Here is a 26,292-nt window from a genome sequence, read left to right as displayed (position 1 = left end):
TTTAAAATAATACTTTTGCGAATCTCTGTGTTTTTTCTTTGTTTATCTCTGCGGAATAAAAATTATTTATTTACGAAGTCCTTAACCAATTGATGTGCTTCTTCCAAAGCTACTGGCAAGTCATAGTTTTTAATAATTACATCAAATTGAGGAGCTGTGGCTAATTCCACAGAAGCTTTTGCAATACGCATATTGATTTTATCTTCACTTTCTGTAGAACGTTGTTTTAATCTGCGTTTTAGTTCGTCAACACTTGGGGGTTTAACAAAAACAGCCAGGGTTTCTTCTGGAAATTTATGTTTAATACGAAGACCGCCAACGACATCAATGTCAAAAATGACATTTTTTCCTAAAGCCCAGATTCTTTCAATTTCCGATTTTAAAGTGCCGTAGAAATTATCGCGATAAACCTCTTCCCATTCCAGGAAATCCTCTGCTTTGATGTGCTTTTTGAATTCTTCCAGTGAAATGAAATAATAATCTTTTCCGTCTACTTCTTCACCACGCGGTGCACGCGATGCTGCCGAAATTGAAAATTCAAGATTTAAATCTTCCTGACCTAATAAATGTTTTACGATAGTTGTTTTCCCTGATCCTGATGGTGCCGAAAAAACAATTAGTTTTCCTTTATTCATTATTGTTATGCTTTAGGCTTTAAGCAGTATGCTTTAAGCTTTTATATTTGTGCGGTTTTTTTTGCTGCTTATGTCCTATAGCCGAAAGCGTATAGTGCTTACAAAACATTCAAAACCTGTTCCTTGATCTTCTCCAGTTCATCCTTCATCATCACAACCAGTTTCTGCATTTGGGCATGATTCGATTTGGAACCCATTGTATTGATTTCACGCCCCATTTCCTGAGTAATAAATCCAAGTTTTCTGCCATTCGCTTCAGAACCATTCAAAGTTTCCAAAAAGTAGTCCAGATGATTGGTTAAGCGTACTTTTTCTTCCGTGATATCTAACTTCTCTAAATAATAAATTAATTCCTGCTCAAAACGGTTTTCATCTACATTAACCTGTAATTCTGAAATGGCAGTTTGCAGACGATCTTTAATGGCCTGTATGCGCTCCGGATCAAGTGCCAGCGTATCATTCATGAACTGACGGATATTTCCAATTCGTAAGTTGAATTCTTTTTCAAGAGATTCTCCTTCATCTTTACGGAAGTTTAAAATGTTCTGCAATGCCTCATCAATAATAACCTGAATCTGCTCCCAGTCGTTTTCGTCAATTTCTTCACGTTCTGTTTTTAAAGTATCCGGCATACGAACCGCCATTTTCATGAGTTCTGTTTCATCGGCATTTGCATATACTTCTCTTAACTGTGCTATGTAGCTTTTTACAACAGGTACATTTACTTTTGTGGAAGTCTGCTCGGCAGTACTTTCTACGTAGATAGCAAAATCTATTTTTCCTCTTTCAAGACGGGTTGAAATCTGAGTTCGTAAGCCTAATTCCATTTCACGGTAAACCGACGGCATTCTTACGTTCAGATCCAGACCCTTGCTGTTTAAAGATTTTACTTCAACGGTAATTTTTTTTGTAGGCAATTGCAGAGATGCTTTGCCAAACCCTGTCATAGATTGTATCATATAATTGAGTATAAAGGCGCAAAGATAATTAAAAGTTTGCTCTATTTAGTTGGAAATTAATGTTCAGTCGCAGTTTTCAGTTTAACATAAAAAATGGCTGTTTTTAACGTAAGGCTTCTGTAACTTCAGCTACATTTTTTGGGCTGTTGCCAATGTAGATTTTATCATCAATAATAAAAACCGGACGACTCAGAAAAGTATAGTGCTCCAGGATATATTTTTTGAAATCAGCTTCGGTCAGGGACTGGTCTTTTAATCCCATTGATTTGTATAATTGTGCTTTTTTGCTGAAAAGAGCTTCATAGCTTCCGGAAAGCTGGTGCATTTCTTCCAGTTCTGTTTCAGTAATTGGATTTTGTTTGATATCATGAAGAACCAGATTGTTTTCAGGAAGACTTTTCAGGATTTTGCGACAAGTGTCACAAGACGAAAGGTGATATACTTTGTTCATTATTTTGTGAATTTGTTAGAATACAAAGAAACTTCATTTAAAACTTAAAATTGTCTAATTTTAGAAAAAAATAAAACTATGAACTCTGTTTTTGACGTACAAAAAACCATTAGGGAAATCCTCCTGAAAATATTGGAAAGCCATTCATTAGAACAGCTGAATAAAATCCCGACCGGATTTAATAATAACATTATCTGGAATATAGCGCATTGTGTCGCAGCGCAGCAGACTTTGGTTTATAAATTATCGGGTCTGCCAACCATGGTTTCGGAAGAATTTATTTTAAAGTATCGAAAAGGAACAAAACCGGAAGGCGATGTTTCGCAGGCAGAAGTCGATGAAATACGGGATTTGCTCAGTGCAACACTTGTAAAAACAGAAAATGATTTTGAGAGCGGTCTTTTTACGGAGTATACAGAATATACAACAAGCATGGGATTTACTCTTAAAAACATACAGGGTGCCCTGGATTTTAATAATTATCATGAAGGCATCCATACCGGAATTATAATGAGCCTCCGAAAAATGGTCTAAAAACAGAAAATCCCGCTTAGCGGGATTTTTTTATTCTATTATTGTTTCAATAGTCACTTTCATAGCGCCGGCACCTTTGTTTTTGGTGATTTCCATAAAAGCTCTTTTGGAAAGGTCAATTTCACGGGTTTTTACAAAAGGACCGCGGTCGGTAATTTTTACAATTACAAATTTGCCGTTTGCTTCGTTGGTCACTTTAACTCTTGTGCCAAAAGGAAGCTTTTTGTGTGCTGCCGTGTATTTGCTGTTGCTGAACCGGCTTCCGTTTGCGGTTTTTCGTCCGTTAAAACGATCAGAATAATAAGAAGCGTGAGCGTTCTTTTTATAGGTCTTTAGTTTTAAGCCTTTGTCTGTGAAAACAGAGTCGGTTGGAATTGCAATAATATTGGGCCTGATATTTTTTGCAGTATCCTGAGGAAGGGGTTTGGGCTCATTTACTGGTTTGGTCTGGCTTGTAATGTAGGTAAAACAACTTAAAAAAGTCATTGTCAGGGTAGTAATAATTTTTTTACTCATGGTTTATTTTTTTTCAGACTTGGGGGAGTTTGTACAAATAATATGCCGAGATAAAAAAAGCCCTATGTTTCCAGGGCTTTAATTGGTATTTTCTAGAACCATAGGTTCCACGGAATTCTACTTAAAATAAGTATAAGGCCTAATCCGTAAAAAATGGCGAAAGTTTTAAATTTTGCTTCGCTGTTGATTAGTTTTTTATGTTTTGACCATCCAATAGTAATCAAAACGATAGCTATAAGATTGACAAGAGGGTGTTCTAATGAAGTTAGTCGTAATGCCGCATTTGACATTTGTCCTAAAGCATCTTTTCCTAACGGAGACACAAAATAAAGGACCAGTCCAATCAATAACATGGTATGTGTTCCGATTAATGCAAACAAAGAAATTTTACGGTCTCTGCCTGTGAATTCTTTTTTAGCAGTAAAACCGATGATGGCATTTATAACGGCAAAGGTTAAAAGCAGTAATGCTAAATACGCCCAGCCGGAGTGTAATTTTTGTAAAAAATAATACATAAACTGTGTTTTTTTGTTAAAAACAAATATAGCAAAAAAGGGCATAAAAAAACGGCATTGAACTTAAAAGTCAATGCCGTTAATCTTATTTATTTAGATTCTAAATTTTTTAGAAGTTGTAGCGTAAGCTAAAGTTCCATGTTCTTCCTAAACCAAAGAAACCTGTGTTTGTAACATTGATTCCTTTGTAATTTGTAGAAGTTGGTGTAGTAGCATCAGCTCTGGTTAATTCAGAAAGATAAACTTCGTCAAATACGTTGTTTACGTTAACTCTGAATCCAACAGAATCGTGTTTTCCTTTTCCGATAAACAATTTGTATGAGATACCTGCGTCAACAAGATCGTAGCTTGGTAATTCTAAATTTGTTTTTACAGCACCAACATTTGAATATAATTTATCATAGTATCTCCAGTCTGAATCTACAGATAAGTTTTTAACGATTTCATATCTGAATCCTAAACCGTAAGTTACCTGTGCAGCATCTCCAACTTTTCCACCATCAACATCTTGCTCAGTTCTGTCTAAAGTAGATAAGCTCTCGTCTCTTGTGGTTGTAACTACGTTACCTTTATATTGCCAGTTACCAATAGATAAGAATCCTGTTACGCTAAGATCTTTCATTGGTTTAGCAGCGAAATCTAACTCAACACCTGTGTGTACTTGTTCAACACCTTCATTTGTTTTGTAAATAAGGTCTCCTAATTGTAAAGATGGGTATTTTACTACGTCTGCAGCAATAGCAGTAGTAGACGTTGTTGTAACTCTGTCTTTCCAGCTGGTTCTGTAACCATTTACACTTGCAGTTATAAATTTTGAAGTAAAAGTATATCCTGCTTCTAAACCAAGGATTTTTTCGTTTTCAGTTAATGGGTTAACTGCATTAGTAAAATTCAGGTAAATATTATCATGATATGGCTGACGGTTATAGTAACCAGCGTTTACATATACATTATGGTTTTCAGCAAATTTGTAGCTAGTACCAGCTTTAACGTTGTATCCTACATTGTTAACTTTTTCTGAATCCTGATTTTGTGGTAAATAATCAAATCTGTCCACTCTTTTGTGTGATTGATTTGAAAGAGATCCTTGGAAAAAAGCTGAGAAGTTATCGTTAGAATATTCTAACTGGCTGAATACACCACCGTAAGAAATAGTTTCTCCGTAATCGTAATCAATTCTTTGGTCTTCACCTAGTGTTTTGAAAGTTGCAGGCCATGGTAAAGCTCTTCCCATTTCTGTAACATAGTTACTTGCTGAAACACCGCTTGGGTTACTGTTGCCATCTTTTAAGGTTCTAGTGTCTGTCCAGCTGGATAATCCCATAAAGTCAGAAACTTGTCTGAAATGTGTTCCTTTGTAAGTTCTTAAATCAAGACCAACATTTAAAGATAAATTATCAGTAAGCTGGTTTTTTAAGTTCGATACTAATCCATACCAGGCGTGATTGTTAACACTTGATCTGATTACGTAAGCATTGTTTGTACTTCTTCCGTCTGCATTTCCGGTACCGTTAACAATAGTTTGGTTTCTTTCATACATACCGTCGAAATCAATTTGACCGTCAACATTTGGTAGTTTAGATCCGTAATTACCGGTTCCACCACCTCTACCCCAAGATCCGTAAAGAACAGTCGAAAGTTGCGTTTTGTCGTTAATATCAAAATCCCAGTTTAAGTTAGCTACTGGTTTGTGGTAGTAGTTAGTTCTCTCAGATTTGTATTCTCCGTTCTGAGTTCCCCAGTTGTTGTTATACTTTCTTCCATACTCTAAGTATGTGCTGATAGCTTTTGTAAAGTTTTGATCGTGCCATTGAGGAGCACCAGTCAATAAGAAGTTGAAACTGTGTTTGTCGTTTGCTTTGTATCCTACAGAAATGAAGTAAGTCTGACCTTCACCTCTTGTTCCCTCGTTGTAACCGTCACCTTGCCAGTGCGATAACATTACGCTGGTTCCCCATCCGCTTTTGCTCATACCTGTGTTATAAGCAGCGGTAGTTTTGAAATAATTGTCATTGGCAACACCTAAAGATACGAAACCACCTTCTTGTTTTTCAGTAGCTTTTGTAATGAAGTTTACTGTACCTCCAACAGAAGAGATAGCTAATTTAGAAGAACCAAGACCTCTTTGAATTTGTATTGCATTTGCAATGTCAGACATACCAGACCAGTTTGACCAGTACATTTTTCCGTCTTCCATTCCATTAATTGGCTGACCATTTAATAAGAAAGCTGTATTGTCCTGAGCAAAACCACGTACAGCAATTCTTGAATCTCCGTATCCTCCGGCTTGTCCTGCAACGTATACAGATGGTGTGTTAACCATTGTTTGTGTAACGTCTGAAGTACCAATTTTAGCCTGAATATCAGCAGCTTTAATAGTAGAAACTGCAATAGGAGTTTTTCTGTCCTTAGCTAAATCGATGATTCCTTTACCCATTACTACAATTTCTTCCAGTTGGTTAGAATCTGAAGTTAGTACAATTGTACCTAAGTTTACAGTTCCTCCGTTTGTAACCGAAAATGGGACTGTTTTTGAGTCATACCCAAGATAAGAGATTACTATTTCTCCAGATGTAACTGAAGTTGTAATTGTGAAATTACCGTCAAAATCACTTGAGGAGGCATCTGATGATCCTTTTACTGCGGCATTTGCACCTGGTAAAGAATTAGTACCATCGGTAATTGTACCCGTGATTTTTCCTTGAGAAAATACGGTTGAAACTATCATAAAGAATAGTCCGGTAAGTAACCAATTTTTCATTTTCTTCATTTGTTCTTTAAGTTTATTGTTTTTGGCAAAATTATAACAATTAAATCAGATAATGTTATCAAAATGTTAAGAAAGATTAGTTTTGCCTTTAATGCTGCGCATTAAAATGAATTTTTCTTTTTTCTTTAAACAAAAAGATGATTTATTGAATTTGAATAACGAAATTTTGTTAAAATCGTAATATTTTAAACAGGTATGTAGCTTTAAACCTGCAATTTTTGTTAAAATTGCGTTCTTTTTAATCTGCTTTATACGAAAAAACGCCTTAATTTTTGTTAAATCAAGGCGTTTCAATGTTTTATAAAAGAGAACTCTCAGTTAAGTTTTATTTGTTCTTCAAAAAGTGGTTTAACAAAAATGAAGTTGAGCTGTCATGCGTTTTAACTGTTTTAGAATTTATTTCATCTAAAATAGAATTGGCTAATTGTTTTCCTAGTTCAACTCCCCATTGGTCAAAACTAAAAATATTCCAGATTACACCCTGAACAAAGATTTTGTGTTCGTATAATGCAATTAAAGAACCTAAACTTTTTGGAGTCAGTTTCTGGATTAGAATAGTATTCGTTGGTTTGTTCCCGGTAAACACTTTAAATGGTAACAGGTAAGCGGCTTTTTCTGCAGCTAGTCCCTGTTTGTCAAACTCTGCCTGTACCTGAGCCGGAGTTTTTCCGTTCATTAAAGCTTCGGTCTGAGCGAAGAAATTGGACATTAATTTGTCATGATGATCTTCATTTCCGTAAAGCGGTTTTACAAAGCCGATAAAATCTGTCGGGATTCTTTTTGTTCCCTGATGGATCAATTGGAAAAAAGCATGTTGTGAATTGGTTCCCGGTTCTCCCCAGATAATAGTTCCGGTTTGGTAGTTCACCGGTTTTCCGTCGCGTCCTACACTTTTACCGTTACTTTCCATAGTAGCCTGCTGCAGGTAAGGCGCTAATTTTGATAAATATTGTGTATAAGGAATCAAAGCTTCACTTTCGGCTCCAAAGAAATTGTTGTACCAAACGCTTAGTAAACCTAAAATCACCGGAAGGTTCTGGTCAAATTCTGCCGATTTAAAGTGATCGTCCATTTCATTTGCTCCCGTCAATAACTGATTGTAATTGTCAAAACCAATCGCCAGTGCAATACTTAAACCAACGGCACTCCATAAAGAGAATCTTCCTCCAACCCAGTCCCACATTGGAAAAATATTGTCAGGGTTGATTCCGAATTCGGTTACTTTCTGAATGTTGGTTGAAACCGCTACGAAATGTTTGGCGATATCTTCCTGAGAAGCTGATTTCAGGAACCATTCTCTAATGGTTTCGGAATTAGATAAGGTTTCCTGAGTCGTAAAAGTTTTTGAAACAATCAGGAAAAGAGTTGTCTCAGGATTTAGTTTTTTGATTATTTCGTTTACATGATCTCCATCAACGTTAGAAACAAAATGAGTGTTCAGGTGATTTTTGTAAAATTGTAAAGCTTCAACAGCCATAACAGGTCCAAGGTCTGAACCTCCAATTCCGATATTAACAATATCCGTAAATGCTTTTCCGGTAAATCCTTTTCTTTCTCCCGAAATAACTTCACTTGTAAAGTTTTTAATTTTATTTTTTACCTCATAGACTTCCGGGATTACATTTTCGCCGTCTACTTTAATTACAGCAGATTCAGGCGCACGTAAAGCGGTATGTAAAACAGCACGGTTTTCAGTCTGGTTGATTAGTTCTCCTCCAAAATATTGGGCAACCGCATCTTTTAATCCAATCGAATCGGCTAATTGTAATAACAGGGAAACAGTCTCCTGACTGATATTGTTTTTAGAATAATCAACTAAAAAATCATTCCATTGTAAATGGAATTTTTCGGCACGTGAACTGTCCTGCTGAAATAATTCCTGTATAGTAGTTTCGTGAAATGCATTATAGTGGTCCTGTAGTTTTTTCCAAGCCTCAGTCCCGGTAGGGTTTGTAGTGTTTAAAGCCATTTTGTATTTTAATATTGAAGTTGTTCTTTTTAGAAACACAAAAATACTGAAATAACTTTTAAAAGGCTCACGCTTCGTGATTATATAACAATTAGTTGCGAAAACGTTTTATGTATCTTTGTTGTATTTTTTAAGGAGCCATGGCCGCTGCTGCTTTTCTCTCTTGTGCAGTATTAGCGGCAGTACGTTTGAGTTTGTTATCCGCAGAGAGAATAACCTTTTTTGAGTTCATCGTTCCCGGTTAAGAAATTAGAAGAAAGCGACACAGAATACGTTTTATTCGATTTTAATTTTTTCCCAGTTTGCGATTATTCTGTTATTTACATCAATATCATTAATCTCATAATAGGAAAGATTGTTTTTTGATGTTTTTTTAAATAGTTTTTTAAAATCTTTCGGGATAATATATGTGTCATTTAGAACAAAAGATAATGTTGTAATCTCTTTCCATGCATTGTTTTTTAAACTATAGATTGTAATTGCTTTATATCTGCTGGCACAGGATGAGTAATATTGTGCAATTTCACAATTTCCATCTTCATCAATATCCCCGATATTAAAAATACTGTAAGGATGGCAGCAATTAGAGTCGGTTAAAATTCTTGGGATGCTATTGTCACTGAAATAATAAGAATCACCTTCTTCGCAGTAACTAAGGCTGTGTAAGACAAATACAAAATCATCTTTTTTGTCTCCGTTTAAATCTCCCAAATTATTGAATCCTTCATTGTAAAATTCTTTGATAGTACTTTTCGGAATTTTAATGGGAAAGCATTCTTTTAATTTACCTTCTGTTTCATATCTTGAAATGTCCAGTTTGAATTTTCCTTTAAGAATAGAATCATTAATATATGCAATATCGTTTGATAAAATAAAATCTCCAGGTGTGTTTTCTTTAAGCGCGGCTAATGTCAGTTCGTATTCAAAGATATTTTGAACAGGTTCTAAAAATACTTTTTTTGTTCCAACTCTTATATTGTCATTTTTGCAGGATATGATGGTGAAGGCAATTACCAGAACAATATATGTTTTCATTAGCTTTTAGAGTTACTCTTTAATTACCAAATTTTCCACCACGGTTTTTTAACCTCAGTCGCTTTTCCTGCTTTGTTGATCTCAATTCTTTTTACCGATTCGAGTTTTATTTTCGAATCATCAAAAAACAATTCGCCATTTTCATTCATTCCAACAGGAAGGCGGGTTCTTTCTTTCCAGTCTTCGGTTTGCAGTTCGGGAATTAAAGCAGTATTGATTTTTTCCTTAAAGCGTTTTTCTGCTTTTTCGATAATTTCATCTTCAATATTGGAGGTTGAATTTTTAAAAAGCGGAATGGAGTTCTCCGGAATATGAAGTAAAAAAATCTGGGTTTTGCCATTGTCCTGCTGAATGTCCAGAATTTTAAAAAAAGTATTTTCGGATAGGAGATAATGTCCTGTTTTTGAAGAGTCCGGATTAAAAACGGATAAGTCTTTGGCATCAGCGCTGGCTATGAGATACCTTAAGTTTCCGGAAAGACCTCCGCTGATCCGGGTCATATCCGTAAAGCCTTTTTCCTTAATGATCTGTCCGGTTTTGTAATTCGCAATCAGATTTTCGGGAAGGTTTGTGTCTCTGTAAAATAGTTTTAAACCAGAAAAAGTTTCATTAAATATGGATTCAATTCTCTTCATGACTTTTCTATTTTTTTAAAGTTGAAAATTTTAGAAGTTTAAAGCACTTGTATTCGAGAAAATACTAAAAATAAAAGACAGCGGGAAAATGATGATACTGATTAGGAATATTCGAAATCCGTTTTTTCTGTCTTCTGTAGTATAGGAATAGACTCTTTCTCCGTTTGGAAGTGTTTTTTTGGAACGCCAAAGCGAATACCCAATTACGATACCAATTCCACCGCCAAGAAAGGCAAACAGGTATCCCGCAATAATCCAGGGTTTTTGGTTTTCTTCGGGTTTGGCCAGAATTTTTAAACGTTCTTTCTTTAAAGAAACGAGCATGTCAGCATCGATGGTTTTTCCTCTTTCTGTTAAAAGTTTTTGAGCCAGTTTATAATCGAAGGTATTCCATTCGTCAGCATTGAGAAGAATTTCATATAACTCTTCATTTGTAAAAGTCAGCAGATAATAATCCGGATCGATAGTATCAAGAAGAGTTTCGGTTTCTTTTTCAAGAAGGGCTTCCGCCTTTTCAAAATCGGCAGCATTGATCTTTACTTCATATTGATTTTGTACTGTGTTTCCGGAAAAAGTAATGTCAACAGGAGGGATATTGTCAGCCAGAATAACGGCAATATTGTTTTTGATCAACAATGCTTCTAACTCTTTAGCCTGGTTTACTGTTGGGAAACTCCGGAAAGCAGTAAAATTTTCAATCATAATGTAAAGCAGTTTATTTTTATGCTAATGTATAATTTTCTTACAAGTTTCCGATGCTGTCTAATTCTCTTTTTAAAGGTTCAATTTGTTTAAAGAAACGGGTTTTATCATTTCCGGTCAGCGATTCTCCGGTTGGTAAGTTTAATCGGAGGGCATCTACCTGTACTCCGTTTTTCCAGAAGCGGTAGCAAACGTGCGGACCCGAAGCTAATCCGGTACTTCCCACCAGTCCAATGGTTTGTCCCTGTGTTACTCTTTGTCCTCGTTTTACTAAAATTCGGGACATATGTAAGTATTGAGTAGAATACGTTCCGTTGTGTTTTACTTTTACAAAATTCCCGTTTCCGGCGGTATATCCGGTTGCTTCTACAACTCCTGATGCCGTTGTGGATATGGGTGTTCCGGTTGGTGCTGCATAATCGGTTCCTTTGTGTGCTTTCCAGGTATGCTGTACCGGATGGAAACGGTTCATGGTAAATCTTGAAGTGATCCGGCTGAATTTAATTGGAGTTTTGAGGAAAAAGTTTTTAAGAGTTTTTCCTTCATCATCATAATATTCAATTTTACCGGAAAGCGTATCTTTTTCAAAAGGAAAAGCATAAACGATTTTTCCTTTGTATTCAAAAAAGGCGGCCTGAAGGTCTTCAACACCATCATAGGTTTTACCGTTTATAAAACGCTCAGTGAAGATTAATCCGTAACGGTCTCCTTTTTTAAGTTTGAAGAAGTCAATCGACCATGAAAATACTTTTGTAATCCTGCTGGCGAGTGCGGTTTCTACGCTTTCGTTCCCTAAAGTTTCGGAGAGGGAACTTTTTAAAACACCGCCGATCATTTTTCTTTTTAAGGTAACCGGTTTGATTTTTTTGTACGCTTTGGCAATGCTGTCGCGTAAATCGATTACATAATAAGTTAAAGCATCGGGCTGGTAAATAAAAACCTGAAGGTTGTTGGTTTTGTTTTTAGAACGAAGCAGGGTAAAGGGTTTGTTGTAACGAATAGATCTTACATTAAAAGAATCCTTTACCTGTTCTACAATATTGTGTACTTTTTTATCTCCGATATTTTGACTCTGCAGAATGGATCCAAAAGAATCTCCTTTGGAAATAGTGTCGTTAACCACATTGAAATCAGCATAATTAAAACCAAATTCTACTTTTTTAGTTTTGGGTTTTGTAATTTTTATTTCAACTTTTTCATCGGTTTTTTTACATGAAAATATTGAAAATAATACTATTATAATTACGAATGCTTTTTTCAAACTCTTAATTTTTTTTCGGGAAATTAAAGTGTGTTTTCATTTCCCCAATTGGACAATTCTTCTTCGGTCCACAATTTAGGAAAAAAGATGCGTTTTTGGTATTTTGGATGCATATATTTTTGCCAGTCACTTCCTCCGGTTGCTTCACCGTTGCCTTTTCCGCTTTCTAAGATGTATTTAATGGCAGTGTTCAGATGCTGCATTACCCAGGTAATATTTACGGTATAATCATAGTGGCGCATGGCCTTGATAAGTTCCGGATTCTGCTGGTCTTCAATAGGTAACTGAGTGAATTTCTGCCAGATGTTTTTCGTTTTAAACGAAGTCATTTGTCGTAAAAACTGTTCTTTGTATTTGTTTTCGAACTGTTGAAGCAGATAGGATTTTTCACCTGTGTGATAATCTTTTCCGGCTGCCTGCCAGTACAAATGTTCAAAACAGGTTTCTAAATCGGTATTTTCGTTAAAGTCCGCTTTGTATCTGCGATCCGTAAGATTGATGACATCAGTGGAAGCGAATTCGATCATTCGGTATTGTGCGCTCTGAAAGCCGCTTGCCGGAGTAAGGGTATTTCTGAATTTCATGTATTGATCTACTTCCATTCCGTTTTCCATAATACTGAAGGAATTGGTCAGCATATCAAAATAACGGGTGATTCTGGAAAGTCTTTCGCTGAAAAAAGCAACCTGAATATTCTGCGTGTCGGCAATCTGGTCAATTTCCCACAAAATCATTTTAAAAATCAGTTCGTTTACCTGATGGTACATAATGAATACCATTTCATCAGGCAGGGTAGTGCGTTGTATTTGTAAATTCAGTAAAGCGTCGGTTTGAATGTAATCCCAATAGGTAATTGGTTTTGACCAAAGCAGGCCTTCTAACTGAACGTCCGTTTTTTGGTTTATGGCTTGAAATTTAAGATCAATTTCCTTTAAAATTGCTTCTGAATGATCAGTTAGGTTCATTTCTTTTTTACTTTAAGCGGACTTTTTAGTCCTTTATATTCATCGAGATCTGCTTTTAATGATCCAACAGCCAGATCTGCTTTAATTCTGATTGGGACTTTGTTGTCGTCGTCTGTTATCCAGAGTGTTAAACTTTCCTTTTCTTTAAAAACCCTTCCGGTCTGAACCAATGGTTTAAAAATCATACAGGAAACGCTTCCAAATTTAGTTGTAATATCTTGACGGCCTACAAATTTTAACTTAAATTTTGTGATTTCATCATCAAAAAACATGTCAATTGTAATGGCTTCACCAGATTTTAATTTGTCGATACTGGGATGGTTTCTTAAAAAATAAAAGGCAGAAACAATATCCTGGACATGGTCAGTAATTACAATTGTTTTTTCGGTTTTTCTTTTATAGTCTTTTACTAAAACTTTATTTTCACTTTGGTTAAAAAAACCTTCCTGATTTTTGGTATAACCGCCTTCGTCAATTTTTCTGACGAAGCGGTACGGGTCGCCGTTTTCTTTGTCAAAATAGCTTTCATACAGATCTTCAACTTTGAAGAAAAATTTAGACATTCCGGTTGTATAGCCTTTGCCCACGGCATGGTGGACTTTTTTGTTATTTATCGTGGCATCTTTAACTTCAAGAGTGGCATATCCGGCATTTACAATTCCATAATGGATTCTGAATTTGAAATATTCCCCCGTGTCAAAAGCATCTTCTTTTTGGTTGTCGAAACTGAAACAGGAGAGTATTAATATAGTGAGAATGAACTTTTTCATAGTACAAATTTTACATTTTATAATAAAGGTAAATAAATGCAAATTTTATTCCAAATGTACCAAAACAAAAAAACTCAGTCAAGGATGACTGAGTTTTTATGCTATTAACTAACCAAAAAACTATAAATTATGAAATTTATATCAATTAAGAAGGAAACCACCCCTTCTCGATTTGCGAGTGCAAAGATAGATACAAAGTTTAAAAATAAAATAGCAAAAAGTAAGTTTAACATAACATTTGCATAAAAATCATCAGTTTACGGATAATTTTTTTGCATAATGTAAAAATATCGCATTTTTACAAAGTTCCTCTCAATTCCTGTTCTCTCTCAATTGACTCAAACAGCGCTTTAAAGTTCCCTGCGCCAAATCCTTTGGCTCCCATTCTTTGAATAATTTCAAAGAAAAGTGTTGGTCTGTCCTGAACCGGCTTCGTAAATATTTGTAAAAGGTAACCGTCTTCGTCTGCGTCGACCATGATAGCGAGCTTTTCAATTTCGTTTAAATCTTCTTTCATCATGTCCATATGCACTCCTAATCTTTCCGGGATCGCTTCGTAGTAGGTATGTGGAGGTGCTGATAAAAATTCGACACCGCGTGCTCTTAGTTGTGATACTGTTTTAATAATATCGTCGGTTGCTATAGCAATATGCTGAATGCCGGGACCGCCATAGAAATCTAAATATTCTTCGATCTGCGATTTTTTCTTTCCTTCTGCCGGTTCGTTGATTGGGAATTTAATTCTCCCATTTCCATTCGACATTACTTTACTCATTAAGGCAGAATATTCTGTTGTAATTTGTTTGTCATCAAATGACAGGAAGTTTACGAATCCCATTACTTCTTCGTAGAATTTTACCCAGATGTTCATTTCGTTCCATCCCACATTGCCTACCATGTGATCGATATATTTCAGTCCGGTTGGCTCTGGATTATAGTCAGATTTCCATTCTCTGTAGCCTGGTAAGAAAACGCCGTTGTAGTTTTTTCTTTCTACGAAAATGTGAACTGTTTCTCCGTAAGTATAAATTCCGGAACGAACTACTTGTCCAAACTCATCTTCTTCAACAGTTGGTTCCATGAAAGAACGTGCGCCGCGTTTCATGGTTTCTTCATAAGATTTTGTCGCATCTTCAACCCAAAGTGCTGCCACTTTTACTCCGTCACCATGTTTTTTCAAATGTTCGTTGATTGGAGAATCGGCTGTTAACGGCGTTGTTAAAACGATTCTGATTTTATCCTGTTTGATCACATAAGAAGCTCTGTCTTTTACTCCCGTTTCTAATCCGGCATAAGCTAATGATTGGTATCCGAAAGCAGATTTGTAATAATGTGCTGCTTGTTTTGCATTTCCTACGTAAAATTCTACATAGTCTGTTCCTAATAATGGAAGGAAGTCCTGTGCTCCTTCAAATATTTTCTCTAATCCGTATTCTACTGATTTTACTTCTTTGCTCATAATTAGATAATTTGATAATGAGAAAATGAGATAATTTTTGAAATGCAGATAATTGAAAAAATAATTTTCTAATTAACACATTTTCTAATTCTCTAATTTCTCTTAGATGTTGCTATTATTTTATTTAAAATTTTTAAAATTTCTGATAATTCATTCAATAAATCCTTGCAATCAGGATAGGCTTTATGTGCATCACATAAGAATAACCAATACTCCGTTTCATCGGCTTCTTTGATTGCGATTTTTAGTTTATGAATAAAATCAGCTTTACTTTCTGCATTTTGTGATTCTTTAGAATTTGCTCCAATTGAGGTCCCGCTTTTTAATAATTGATTTGCTATTACGAATTTCTTTTGATCTTGAAGTTCTGCAGTGTAATCAATTATGTTTAAGGCGAAATGGAATGTTTTTATTAAAAGAGCATTGTCTTTATACTTTTCGTTGAAAGTCATTTCTTTAATTAGTTAATTAGAAAATGTGATAATTAGATAACTTTATTGTAGGTTTAAAATTACAAGATAATTATTTAAATTTTCTCATTTGTGCGGTTTTAAAACCATTTTCTAATTCTCTAATTGACATATTGTCACATTTAAAAAATTATTCACACCAGGATTTGTAGTACTGACCATCATCTAATCCCATAGCTTCTTCAGTAACCATTAACGGACGGAAAGTATCTACCATAACAGCTAATTCTAAAGTTTCTTTATGGCCAATACTGCGTTCCATGGCACCGGGTGCGGGACCGTGTGGAATTCCTTTTGGGTGTAAAGTGATATGTCCCTGCTCAATATTATTTCGGCTCATAAAATCACCGTCTACATAATATAGTACTTCGTCAGAATCTATATTGCTGTGGTTGTACGGTGCCGGAATGGCTTTAGGGTGATAATCGTAAAGTCTCGGACAGAAAGAACAAACCACAAAAGCTGCGGTTTCAAAAGTCTGGTGCACCGGAGGCGGCTGGTGAACACGTCCGGTTATAGGTTCGAAATTGTGAATGGAGAATCCGTATGGGAAATTGTAGCCGTCCCAGCCTACAACATCAAACGGGTGTGTGGCATAAACCACCTCGTGAATCATTCCTTCTTTTTTGATCTTTATTAAAAAATCACCTTTTTCGTCATGTGTTTCGAGTTCGTTTGGTAAAATAAAGTCACGCTCACAAAAAGGAGAATGCTCTAAATGCTGACCCGATTGGTTTTTATAACGTTTAGGAGTGTAAAAAGGAGAATAGGATTCTACATAAAACAGTCGGTTGTCTTCTGTTTCAAAGTCAATCTGATAAATAATACCACGCGGAATGATTAAGTAATCACCGTATTCAAACGGAATATTACCAAGCATGGTACGTAGTTTTCCTTTTCCTCTGTGGATGAAAATCATTTCATCGGCATCGGCATTTTTATAGAAATAGTTTCGAAGTGATTCTTTTGGAGCGGCCAGTCCGATAATGCAGTCTTTGTTGACTAACATTGCTTTTCGGCTGTCCAGAAAATCATTTTCGGGTTGTAGTTCGAAACCTTTAAAAAGAAGCGATTTTATATTTTTTCCAATGGCAATTTTAGGCTCAACAGAATAGGAATTGAGAATTTCTTTTACCTGTGTTGGTCTATGAACATGATAAGATAAAGAAGAATGTCCGTGAAATCCTTCGGTTCCAAACAGCTGTTCGTAGTAAAATCCGCCGTTTGGTTTTTCAAATTGGATGTGTCTTTTTTGAGGGAATTCCCCAAGTTTATGATATAGTGGCATGGCTTTTTCAATTAGATAATTAATAAATTAGATAATTCGAAAATGTGAATTGCAGAAGTATAATCAGTTCAATTTTTTCAATTGACTAATTACTGCAATACGATAGAGCCATTATTCAGGATTTCTCTTGATGAGAAATTGAAGATACTCTAATAAACCTGTCCAATTTTTTTTCATCATGACAAATATCGTAATTTTTATTAATTAAAATTACAAATCATGTTTTTTTAGCATTAATTTATTTTTAAATACGCTGTTATAAAGCTAAAATAATATCAAATCCGGTATTGGTTTTTTAAAACAGGAAACCAATACTAAACCAGGTAAAACTTTTTTGGGTTTCCGGAGACCAGGATTGTTTGATTTCGATAGGGCCAATTATGGTTTCTAATCCGTAACCAATTGCATAACCGGAATATTTAGGCATGGAAACCCAGTCAACACTTGTGAAAATATCGTCGCCCAGATTGGCAAAATTAGCAGAAACATTGATATGGTTCTTTTTGAAGATTTCGTAATCCAGAGTAATATCACTTTTTATATAACTATTGCCCGCAATACTTAAAAAGTCGTAACCGTAAAAATAGTTGAAGTTGTTGATTTTATTATAACCGTAACCTCCAAATATGAAATCGAAAAACGGTACACTGTCGCTGCCTATATTAAATCCGGCATCTGCTCCAAATTTTATAGTTGCCTTTTTAAGAAATGTTTTGGCAAAACCAATTTCTGCTTTAGCTATAGAAAAGGGTTTGAAGCTGTTGGTATAATCTGATGAAGCCATATAGGTTTGTAAGTCTGTAGAAAAATACAATCCGGAACTTGGGTAATATTTATCATCAAACGAATCGTATTTTAAATAAGCAAAGGCACTGAAATAACTGCTTTTGTCAATAATGTTTTCGGTATTGGAAAGTGTAGGCGAATTTATTTTCAGGTATTTGTATTCCAGTCCGCCGCCCATTAAAAACTTTTGTACAAAAATAGTCTGGAAATACGCCTGATTATTTAAATCCATAAAATCGACATTGATCAGGTTCAGGTTTGGATTTTCAGTTACCAGTCCGCCCAGGCTGGTGGTTACATTTCGGTTAAACTGACTTAATCTGGAACGGAAACCAAAGCTGATATTAAAACCATTTTCTACATAATAGTTAAAATCATATCTGAAATTATCCCCTAAAATAATGTCCAGCGAAGTAACGTCATTTTTAAGGAATGTTTTTTTATGTGTCAGGTTTAATAAAACGGCACTTTTATAAAGTCCGTCGTAATGAAGTCCCAGTTTTAAATAAGTCTGTGTAGGGTTTTCTTTTAACACCAGATCCAGATCGTCCTTATCTCCGTCCGGCTGCAGGCAGTACGAAATGGTACTGAAGTTCTGGGTAGCATTCAGGTTGTTAATACCTGTTTTCAGGTCGTCGTATGTAATGGTGCTTCCGGGTTTGAAACGAAGTTTACCTCTGATGTATTCTTTGGTGTAATTGTCTAAACGGTCTGTATTTATTTTCTGGATTTCAAGTGTATCCGAGGCTACTTTTAACTTTGGTTTTTTATAGAAATTGTCTTCACCTACCAAAGATTTGATTTTTTCATAAACAGCAAAAGCAGCTTCTTCTCCTTTTCGGATTATCTCTTCTCCTTTGTCAAATGAAATTACACCATAATCGCGGATATCCGGTTTTATATAAACATCGGTATCTTTAATTTTGTTTTTCATTTTTTCGATTGACTGAAGATTGGTAATCTGAACAAGAATACGGGTAGCGTTTTTCAGGTTTTTGCGTTTCATTAAATCGTCCTGAACATCGACCCCAATAATGATATCAGCTCCCAGATTACGCACTTCTTTTATAGGATAATTGTTTACCACACCTCCATCTACCAGTAAATTTCCGTCAATTTCTACCGGAGTAAAAAGAGAAGGGAAGGCGGCACTTGCCATCATGGCCTGAACCAGGTTTCCTTTGTTAAGCAGTACTTCTTCACCAGTTTCGATATTGGTTCCGATACAAAGGAACGGGGTAGGCAGTTTATTGAAATCCCGCACATGGCGAACATTTCGGGTAAGACTGCTCAATAAATTATAATTGTACATTCCTTTTGAAAGGGCTTCGGGAATACCTACCCTAAAATTGCTGAAAGGCAGAACAATGGCATAGAGTTCATCATTTTTTTTGCCATAGAAATTTTTTGATGATCTCGGAATATAATCGTTAATCAGGTCATCGAAATTGGTTTTCTTGAAAATGGAATCAATCTGAGAAGCGTTGTAACCCGATGCGTATAATCCGCCAATTACAGATCCCATACTGGTTCCGCCTATATAATCAATTTTGATTCCGGCTTCTTCCAGTACTTTTAATACGCCGATATGGGCAAAACCTTTAGCACCGCCGCCGCTTAAAACCAGACCAATTTTGGGTCTCCTGATACTGTCATTTTTGATTTCCTGTGAAATTGATTTTTGAGTCAAAAGGAGTAATAAGGACAAGAGAGCCCATTTTATGCCCAAAAGGGTTCCAACACCATTGGAATGAGATCCTTTTGATTTTTTATATGAAACGGATAACGGGTTCGGGCGCATAAATAGGGAACTAATTGATTTTGTAAAAGTCGGCATTTTTTTAACTAAATACCAGAATGTTTTAGTATGATTTGGTCTCTAAAAGTGTTAATTTTTTGTTTTTATTAAATTTCCAGATATCGGTATGATTTTCTGCACCGCCTCTGCAGCTGGATGTAAGAGTCTTTTTTATTTTGTCGATTTTTACATCACAAAACAGATCACATTTTGGATTGTAATCTGAAGGAAATTCTAAACTCTGAAACTTATTTTCCTTTGGATTAAAAATGAAAATCTGATAAATAGTGTACACGCCCATTCCGTCATCAGTATGATAAGAGGCAAAATCGGTATAACCGTCAAAATTATAATCGTTTACTTCTAATTTTGAAGGTTTGCCGGTAATGGAAGTTTCTATGTTATTGAGGATCTGGGTACCTCTGGTTTTTGAATTGGTTATCGTTATCGTTTCAAAGTTGTCCCGGAAACTAATCTTAATCCTGCTTTTATCTTTTTGTACAAAAGAAAGTGTGTTTTGACTGTAGCTGACAGAAAAAACGAAAAGCAGGAGTAAGAAGCTGTTTCTACACATTATTCTGTTTGCTTAGGATGGTAAAAATCGACAATTTTTTTGGCTTTTGATACACCGACAACAGCAGCTATTTCTTTTTCGTCTGCCAGTTTGAGTCTTTTAACGCTTTTGAAATGCTGTATTAGTGCCAGCATGGTTTTTTCGCCAATTCCGGGAATACTTTCAACTGAAGAATTCAGAGCAGCTTTGCTTCGTTTGTCACGATGAAAAGTAATTCCAAATCGGTGCGCTTCGTTTCGCAGCTGCTGGATTACTTTAAGGGTTTCTGATTTTTTGTCCAGGTATAACGGAATGGAATCTCCGGGATAAAAAAGTTCTTCAAGACGTTTGGCAATTCCAATAATGGCTACTCTGCCGCGTAAACCTAATTTGTCAATGCTTTTAAGGGCTGCCGATAACTGTCCTTTTCCACCGTCAATAATAATTAACTGCGGGAGCGGTTCGTTTTCTTCCAGTACTCTTTTGTAACGACGGTAGACAATCTCAGTCATCGAAGCAAAATCATCAGGACCTTCTACTGTTTTGACATTAAAATGACGGTAATCTTTTTTACTGGGTTTTCCGTCCTTAAAAACCACACAAGCCGCCACCGGATTGGTTCCCTGAATATTTGAGTTATCAAAACATTCAATATGACGTGGCTCTGACGGAAGACGCAGATCTTTCTGCATCTGTGCCATGATTCGGTTAGTGTGCCTGTCCGGATCTACAATTTGTAACTGTTTCAGCTGTTCGATTCGGTAAAATTTAGCATTTCTTATCGACAGATCTAAAATCTGTTTTTTGTCACCAAGCTGCGGAACGGTAATTTTTATATTCTCGCCCAGATCCATTTCAAAAGGAACAATGATTTCTTTTGACATTAGTTCAAAACGTTCACGAAGTTCAATAACCGCCAGTTCCAGCAATTCTTCATCGCTTTCATCCAGTTTTTTCTTCATTTCAAGGGTATGTGAACGAATAATGGAGCCATGTGAAATCTGCAGAAAGTTGACATAAGCGGCACTTTCGTCAGATACAATAGAGAATACATCGACATTGGTAATCTTAGGATTTACAATAGTCGATCTGGACTGATAGTTTTCAAGGACTTCAATTTTTTCTTTAATTTTCTGTGCTTCTTCAAAACGCAGTTCCTGAGCATATTTGTTCATCAGCTGCTTAAAGTCTTTCATGCTTTCTTTGAAATTTCCCTTTAAAATTCCACGGATAGCATCGACTTGTTTTTGGTATTCTTCAAGAGGTTCCAGACCTTCACACGGACCTTTGCAGTTGCCAATATGATATTCCAGACAGACTTTAAATTTTCCGGAATCAATATTAGACTGACTCAAATCATAATTGCATGTCCGAAGCGGATACAATTCTTTAATCAGTTCCAGGATGGTATGTACTGTTTTGAAATTGGTATAGGGTCCAAAATATTCAGAGCCGTCTTTCACCATTCTTCGGGTAGAGAATATTCTCGAAAAAGGTTCTTTTTTGATGCAGATCCACGGATAACTTTTGTCATCACGCAGCAGTACATTATATCTCGGCTGAAGGGTTTTAATTAAGTTGTTTTCTAATAAAAGCGCATCGGTTTCGGTAGGAACTACAATGTGTTTTATAGTCACAATTTTTTTGACCAAAACATTAGTCTTGGCGGTATCATGTATTTTGTTGAAGTAAGAAGAGACTCTTTTTTTTAAATTTTTGGCTTTTCCCACGTACAGAATTTTCCCGTCTTTATCATAATATTGATACACACCGGGATTGTCCGGCAGGGTGAGAATCTGAAGATCTAAGGACGGTTTTTGCATTCTTTTTTATTTCTGAAGATAGAAGATAAGCTTTTTGGGTCAGCCTTTTGGCTTCTGAAAAAGCTTAACATTGATTTAGTTTCAAATTTACGAAATCAAAAGAATAATTTCTATATTTAGATTTTATAATTCTGAATGAAAAATAGTAAGCCACTGGTTATTTTTGGAGAGTCGATTCTGCCCGGAGAACATAAAACGATCAATGTCGAAATAGCTCGATTACACACTACAACCAAACTGAATATTCCTGTTATTGTGCGGCGTTCCAAGCACGAAGGTCCTGTAGTTTTATTTTCGGCCGGTATTCACGGAGATGAAATTAATGGGGTAGAAATAGTTCGGCAGATTATCAGTAAAAAAATAAACCGTCCGTTAAGAGGAACTATTATTTGTATCCCGATTATCAATATGTACGGTTTTGTCAATAAATCACGTGAGTTTCCGGACGGACGTGACTTAAACCGTGTTTTTCCGGGAAGTAAAAAAGGATCGCTGGCCAGCAGGTTTGCCTATCATATTGTAGAACAGATCCTGCCTATTATTGATTATGCAGTTGATTTTCATGCAGGAGGAGCAAGCCGTTTTAATGTGCCTCAAATCAGGATCACCGAAAACAATCCCGATTTAAAAGAACTCGCAGATGTTTTTAATGCGCCGTTTACTTTGTATTCCCGAAATATTGGAGGCTCTTTTAGAAATACCTGCGAAAAAGCCAATGTAAAAATGCTGCTTTTTGAAGGTGGGAAATCACTGGATATAAATGATGCTGTTGCCAATGAAGGTGTAAAAGGGGTAAAGCGCCTACTGCATTATTTAGAAATGCTGGAACCAAAACACATTATAGAGAAGGCAGAAGAAGATTCTATTTATATAAAATATTCAGTTTGGCTAAGAGCAAAATGTTCGGGTCTGCTGCACGATTATAATATGGTTGGGAAATTTGTAACCAAAGGTACTATCTTAGCCATTATTACGGATCCGTTTGGGAAATTTGAACAGAAAGTGAAAGCTCCGCATGACGGATTTGTGATCAATGCCAATCATTCGCCCATTGTTTATGAAGGCGATGCCATTTATCATTTATCTAAAAATTCTCCTGTAAATGCCGACGAGTAAAAAAGAATTACGACTGCATTATAAAAACCTTCGAAAAGCACTTTCTGAAAAGGATATCGAAGAAAAAAGCCTGATTATTGCCAATACTTTAATCCGAATGCCGATATGGGATAAAACGTATTATCATGTTTTTCTTCCAATAGCCGAACAAAAAGAAGTAGATACAGAATTTATACTGCACCTGCTTTCAGGAAAAGATAAAGAAGTGGTGATTTCAAAAAGTGATTTTGAAACTAGGGAGATGACACATTTCCTGCTGACGGATAATACTAAAATCAAAAAAAACGAATACAATATCCCTGAACCTGTAAACGGACTTCCGGTTCCAACGGAAAGTATAGAAGTAGTTTTTGTACCGCTTTTGGCGTTTGATGTTTTGGGGAACCGTATTGGATACGGAAAAGGTTTTTACGATAAATTTTTAGCAGCCTGTAAACCTGAAACTGTAAAAATTGGTCTTTCTTTCTTCGAATCAGTGGATCAGATTGATGACGTTTTTGAATCGGATGTAAAATTAGATTATTGTGTTACACCATTGAAAATCTACACGTTCTGATTTTTGAAGATGTAAATGATATAAAAATATTTAGCCATCCGTTTAAAGAAGAAAAATAATTTTTATATCACAAATGGTCTAAATCCGGAAATATTAAAAATCCCAAATTCCAAAGTTAATAACTGGAATTTGGGATTTTTAATATTGAATATTCTAAAAAACTACTTTACTTCTTTGATGGTCGAGGCATCAATCCAGCCTTCTGTCCCGTCTGTCAGTTCTATTTTTTTCCAGTTCCCTACAGTTTCCATTACGTAAACTTTTGCTCCTTCATGTAATAAGAAAATAGGGGAGCCTGCTTTTTGAGGTTCACTTCTAACTTCGCTTAGTTCAGAAAATACAATGGCAGGACGGTCGTTGTCAAAATGGTTTTTTTCAGACATTCCGGCTGAAACGCTTAATACCAATGCCACTAAAAAAATAAACATTCCAATGAAATAAATTCTTTTGGTTAAGGTAAGCTGTGAAAAATAGTAACCAATAAAACTCAATAGAAACAAAAAGGCAATTCCAACCGAAATTTTAGCCCATTGATTGTAATTAAAAATACCTGTAAAATTCTGGATCAGCTTGGCAAAACCTACTTTTGGTACTTCCTTGATTTCATCGATTGTCAGCTTTTTAGCGAACTTTAAGTTGTTTAAGGTTTCTTGATCGTTTGGTTTTAATACCAGGGCTTTTTCATAATTGTAAATAGCCGGAGCTACTTTATTGAGTTTGTAATAACAGTTCGCGAGGTTAAAATACAATTCAGCCGACTGCTGTTTGTCTTCTTTAATGATGTTTTCATACACATTCACCGCTTCCTGATATTGTCCCTTTTGGTACAGGGCATTTCCTTTTTCAAAGCGTCCCTGGGCAAAGAAAACCTGCGAAATTAGTAAAAAGAGATATAGTATATTTTTCATTATCATTTGTTCAACCCGAATGGTTTTAAAAACCGCCGGGTTTGATTTTAAGTTAAAAACTAAACGATTTGTTTTTCTAATTCAGAAATAATCAAAACAGCTTTATCATAATCCTGCTGAATCGAAGCACTTGATGCCGGGGCATAACGGGCGAACTCACAGTTTTCGGTCAGATTAATAAAATTCTGAACAGTTTCAGCATTAGCATTTCGGGATAAAAGCAGTTCACGGATATTGTCTTTACTCATTTCTGAAGTTTCAATATGCAGTTTGGCTTTTAAGAAATTATGCATGGCTTTTTCAAGTGCAATATAAAATGCCTCTTTGTTATTAAGCTGTTTTTTAGCCTGCGACAGGTATTTCTTCGCCAGCTTATTGTTCATTCTGATTCGGTTTCCGGTTACATCGCTGTCAATAGCTTCTTTTTTCTTCTTCGCTAAAATTATAATTGGAATGATGGCGAATGGGAATAATAATAATGCATAATACAAATCAGAACCGTAAAAGTCATCTTTAGTAATACTTACCAAAGTCGTTTTTGGTTTAATATATTTAAACTGTTCTGTTTTGGTAATCACATTTTTTGAAGCTGTTGAAGGGTTTGCTTCTGCTAAAGTCGGCCCGTCTAAAACATCAATCATAATTTCCTGGGAAGTTATCGTTTTATAGGAACCGGTACTCAAGTCAAAATAAGAAAATGACATGGGTTTAATAGCATATTTTCCTTTGTATTGCGGAATGATCGTATACTTGTCTGTAATTTTACCTGACATTCCTGATAATGAAGTGGTCACTTTTTCATCATGCACGGGATCGTACATTTCCAATGCATTAGGAACCACAGGTTTTGGAAGGGTAAACAGTTTCAGGTTTCCATTTCCTGCAGTACTTACTACTAAATCAAGACTTTCACCACTTTTAAGTGTTGTTCTTGACGGGGTAACGGTAAAATTAAATTTCCCAACGGCTCCTGTAAATCCTTCCGGTTTTCCACTTTCCGGAAGTGGGCGTACGTTAATGGTTTTGGCTCCTGCCGAAACAATTTTGTTATCGTCCAGCGGAATCATCTGGCCAAACATATTACGTCGGTTACTTGGCAGCTGAACGCCAATATCCAATGAAAGCGGTTCAATGGTTAATCTGCCTGATTTTTGCGGATATAAGATGGTTTTCTTTAAAACGACGTAATAAGCCCTTTGCCCCTGATAACTGCCTTCTTCAATAGCCAGTTGTTTGATGTCGATATTCTGGTTCCAGAAATCATTGTATTTAGGTTTGGCAAGTTCTTTAAAACCGGTAACTCCAATTCCGTTAAAGTACAATTTATACACTACCGTAATCGGTTCGTTCAGGTACGGGCTGGTTTTGGAAATTTCTGCAGCTAACTGCAATAGTTCATTTCCGCCGCCGCTGCCGCCTTGCTGCTGTCTGTCATTTGGATCTCTTTCCTGTGCAACAGCATTGGTAACCGTTACTTTTATGGGAGACGTTTTGTAAATCTGACCATTATATTCTATCGCAGCCTGTTTGATCAACAGGTTTCCTTTTTTCTCCGGCTGTAGTATGTAGGAGTATATTTTCTGAAAAGAACTGCGCCCGTTTATCCAGGACTGACTGATCTGCTGACTTGGTCCGGCCACTACTTCAAAACCTTCAAATGACGGCTGGTCAAAATTATCGCCATCGACATTCATGATAAAATCAATACGAAGCCTTTCATTAAGTCCAAGTGTGTTTTTACTTACTTTGGCTTCAAACTGAACCTGGGCCATAAGTCCCTGAAAAGTGAATAGTAATAGAATTAAATATCTTTTCATT

Annotated in this window: 24 protein-coding genes; 3 read left to right on the top strand and 21 right to left on the bottom strand. The window is 35.9% G+C overall.

What is annotated here, in order from left to right; all coding sequences use genetic code 11:
• Positions 1-62 precede the first annotated feature (62 nt).
• The 3 genes from gmk to ACODST_RS15810 form a co-directional block, all read right to left on the bottom strand.
• Positions 63-635: a guanylate kinase gene (gene gmk, locus ACODST_RS15820; RefSeq protein WP_488933070.1), complete on the bottom strand. Its 573-nt coding sequence runs from the start codon at positions 633-635 to the stop codon at positions 63-65.
• A gap of 98 nt (positions 636-733) precedes the next feature.
• On the bottom strand, positions 734-1,594 hold the full coding sequence (locus ACODST_RS15815) for a YicC/YloC family endoribonuclease (protein ID WP_488933069.1): 861 nt from the start codon (positions 1,592-1,594) through the stop codon (positions 734-736).
• 103 nt (positions 1,595-1,697) lie between these two features.
• A complete protein-coding gene (locus ACODST_RS15810) occupies positions 1,698-2,045 on the bottom strand; it encodes an arsenate reductase family protein (protein WP_488933068.1) in 348 nt (115 codons plus the stop codon).
• 78 nt (positions 2,046-2,123) lie between these two features.
• On the opposite strand from ACODST_RS15810, the gene ACODST_RS15805 reads away from it, so the two are divergent.
• Positions 2,124-2,579 carry a DinB family protein gene (locus ACODST_RS15805; RefSeq protein WP_488933067.1) on the top strand — a complete coding sequence of 152 codons (456 nt, stop codon included), beginning with the start codon at positions 2,124-2,126 and terminating at the stop codon, positions 2,577-2,579.
• 30 nt (positions 2,580-2,609) lie between these two features.
• Here ACODST_RS15805 and ACODST_RS15800 read toward each other — a convergent pair whose 3' ends face one another.
• The 16 genes from ACODST_RS15800 to uvrC all read right to left on the bottom strand — a co-directional run bounded on the left by ACODST_RS15800 (position 2,610) and on the right by uvrC (position 21,894).
• Positions 2,610-3,095: a septal ring lytic transglycosylase RlpA family protein gene (locus ACODST_RS15800; protein ID WP_488933066.1), complete on the bottom strand. Its 486-nt coding sequence runs from the start codon at positions 3,093-3,095 to the stop codon at positions 2,610-2,612.
• Between the two features lie 92 nt (positions 3,096-3,187).
• On the bottom strand, positions 3,188-3,610 hold the full coding sequence (locus ACODST_RS15795; RefSeq protein WP_488933065.1) for a hypothetical protein: 423 nt from the start codon (positions 3,608-3,610) through the stop codon (positions 3,188-3,190).
• A 109-nt stretch (positions 3,611-3,719) separates the two neighbouring features.
• Positions 3,720-6,380: a TonB-dependent receptor gene (locus tag ACODST_RS15790; RefSeq protein WP_488933064.1), complete on the bottom strand. Its 2,661-nt coding sequence runs from the start codon at positions 6,378-6,380 to the stop codon at positions 3,720-3,722.
• 325 nt (positions 6,381-6,705) lie between these two features.
• Positions 6,706-8,349 (bottom strand): glucose-6-phosphate isomerase, encoded by a 1,644-nt coding sequence (gene pgi / locus ACODST_RS15785; RefSeq protein WP_488933063.1) that lies wholly within the window; start codon positions 8,347-8,349, stop codon positions 6,706-6,708.
• Between the two features lie 276 nt (positions 8,350-8,625).
• Positions 8,626-9,384, bottom strand: a complete 759-nt coding sequence (locus tag ACODST_RS15780) for a hypothetical protein (RefSeq protein ID WP_488933062.1) — start codon at positions 9,382-9,384, stop codon at positions 8,626-8,628.
• Between the two features lie 23 nt (positions 9,385-9,407).
• Positions 9,408-10,019 (bottom strand): hypothetical protein, encoded by a 612-nt coding sequence (locus ACODST_RS15775; RefSeq protein ID WP_488933061.1) that lies wholly within the window; start codon positions 10,017-10,019, stop codon positions 9,408-9,410.
• A gap of 30 nt (positions 10,020-10,049) precedes the next feature.
• Positions 10,050-10,721, bottom strand: coding sequence for a hypothetical protein (locus ACODST_RS15770; protein WP_488933060.1), 672 nt, complete (start codon positions 10,719-10,721; stop codon positions 10,050-10,052).
• A gap of 40 nt (positions 10,722-10,761) precedes the next feature.
• Positions 10,762-11,982 carry a M23 family metallopeptidase gene (locus ACODST_RS15765; RefSeq protein ID WP_488933059.1) on the bottom strand — a complete coding sequence of 407 codons (1,221 nt, stop codon included), beginning with the start codon at positions 11,980-11,982 and terminating at the stop codon, positions 10,762-10,764.
• Positions 11,983-12,005: 23 nt separating this feature from the next.
• Positions 12,006-12,947 (bottom strand): tryptophan 2,3-dioxygenase family protein, encoded by a 942-nt coding sequence (locus tag ACODST_RS15760; protein WP_488933058.1) that lies wholly within the window; start codon positions 12,945-12,947, stop codon positions 12,006-12,008.
• Complete coding sequence (locus ACODST_RS15755; protein ID WP_488933057.1) at positions 12,944-13,717, bottom strand: DUF3108 domain-containing protein; 774 nt, start codon at positions 13,715-13,717, stop codon at positions 12,944-12,946. Before ACODST_RS15755 ends, ACODST_RS15760 begins: the two co-directional genes overlap by 4 nt.
• Before the next feature lie 298 nt (positions 13,718-14,015).
• A complete protein-coding gene (hppD, locus tag ACODST_RS15750; protein WP_488933056.1) occupies positions 14,016-15,176 on the bottom strand; it encodes a 4-hydroxyphenylpyruvate dioxygenase in 1,161 nt (386 codons plus the stop codon).
• A gap of 92 nt (positions 15,177-15,268) precedes the next feature.
• The gene (locus tag ACODST_RS15745) at positions 15,269-15,628 is read right to left on the bottom strand and encodes a four helix bundle protein (RefSeq protein ID WP_488933055.1); all 360 of its coding nucleotides are present in this window, start codon (positions 15,626-15,628) and stop codon (positions 15,269-15,271) included.
• A gap of 148 nt (positions 15,629-15,776) precedes the next feature.
• Complete coding sequence (locus tag ACODST_RS15740) at positions 15,777-16,934, bottom strand: homogentisate 1,2-dioxygenase (RefSeq protein WP_488933054.1); 1,158 nt, start codon at positions 16,932-16,934, stop codon at positions 15,777-15,779.
• Positions 16,935-17,229: 295 nt separating this feature from the next.
• Complete coding sequence (locus ACODST_RS15735) at positions 17,230-19,557, bottom strand: patatin-like phospholipase family protein (protein WP_488933053.1); 2,328 nt, start codon at positions 19,555-19,557, stop codon at positions 17,230-17,232.
• 25 nt (positions 19,558-19,582) lie between these two features.
• Positions 19,583-20,092 (bottom strand): XAC2610-related protein, encoded by a 510-nt coding sequence (locus tag ACODST_RS15730; RefSeq protein WP_488933052.1) that lies wholly within the window; start codon positions 20,090-20,092, stop codon positions 19,583-19,585.
• Entirely contained in the window at positions 20,092-21,894 is a 1,803-nt protein-coding gene (uvrC, locus tag ACODST_RS15725; protein WP_488933051.1) for an excinuclease ABC subunit UvrC, read from the bottom strand. Before uvrC ends, ACODST_RS15730 begins: the two co-directional genes overlap by 1 nt.
• 135 nt (positions 21,895-22,029) lie before the next feature.
• On the opposite strand from uvrC, the gene ACODST_RS15720 reads away from it, so the two are divergent.
• Both ACODST_RS15720 and ACODST_RS15715 read left to right on the top strand, forming a co-directional pair.
• Positions 22,030-23,010, top strand: a complete 981-nt coding sequence (locus ACODST_RS15720) for a succinylglutamate desuccinylase/aspartoacylase family protein (RefSeq protein WP_488933050.1) — start codon at positions 22,030-22,032, stop codon at positions 23,008-23,010.
• The gene (locus ACODST_RS15715) at positions 22,997-23,566 is read left to right on the top strand and encodes a 5-formyltetrahydrofolate cyclo-ligase (protein ID WP_488933049.1); all 570 of its coding nucleotides are present in this window, start codon (positions 22,997-22,999) and stop codon (positions 23,564-23,566) included. Before ACODST_RS15720 ends, ACODST_RS15715 begins: the two co-directional genes overlap by 14 nt.
• Positions 23,567-23,727: 161 nt before the next feature.
• Here the strand turns inward: ACODST_RS15715 and ACODST_RS15710 are convergent, their stop codons facing one another.
• Positions 23,728-24,474: a tetratricopeptide repeat protein gene (locus ACODST_RS15710; RefSeq protein ID WP_488933048.1), complete on the bottom strand. Its 747-nt coding sequence runs from the start codon at positions 24,472-24,474 to the stop codon at positions 23,728-23,730.
• Between the two features lie 59 nt (positions 24,475-24,533).
• Entirely contained in the window at positions 24,534-26,291 is a 1,758-nt protein-coding gene (locus tag ACODST_RS15705) for a BatD family protein (protein WP_488933047.1), read from the bottom strand.
• Position 26,292: the final 1 nt, after the last annotated feature.

This window comes from Flavobacterium sp. FG19, from assembly GCF_057809475.1.
This window is presented reverse-complemented; position numbering and strand designations above follow the sequence as displayed.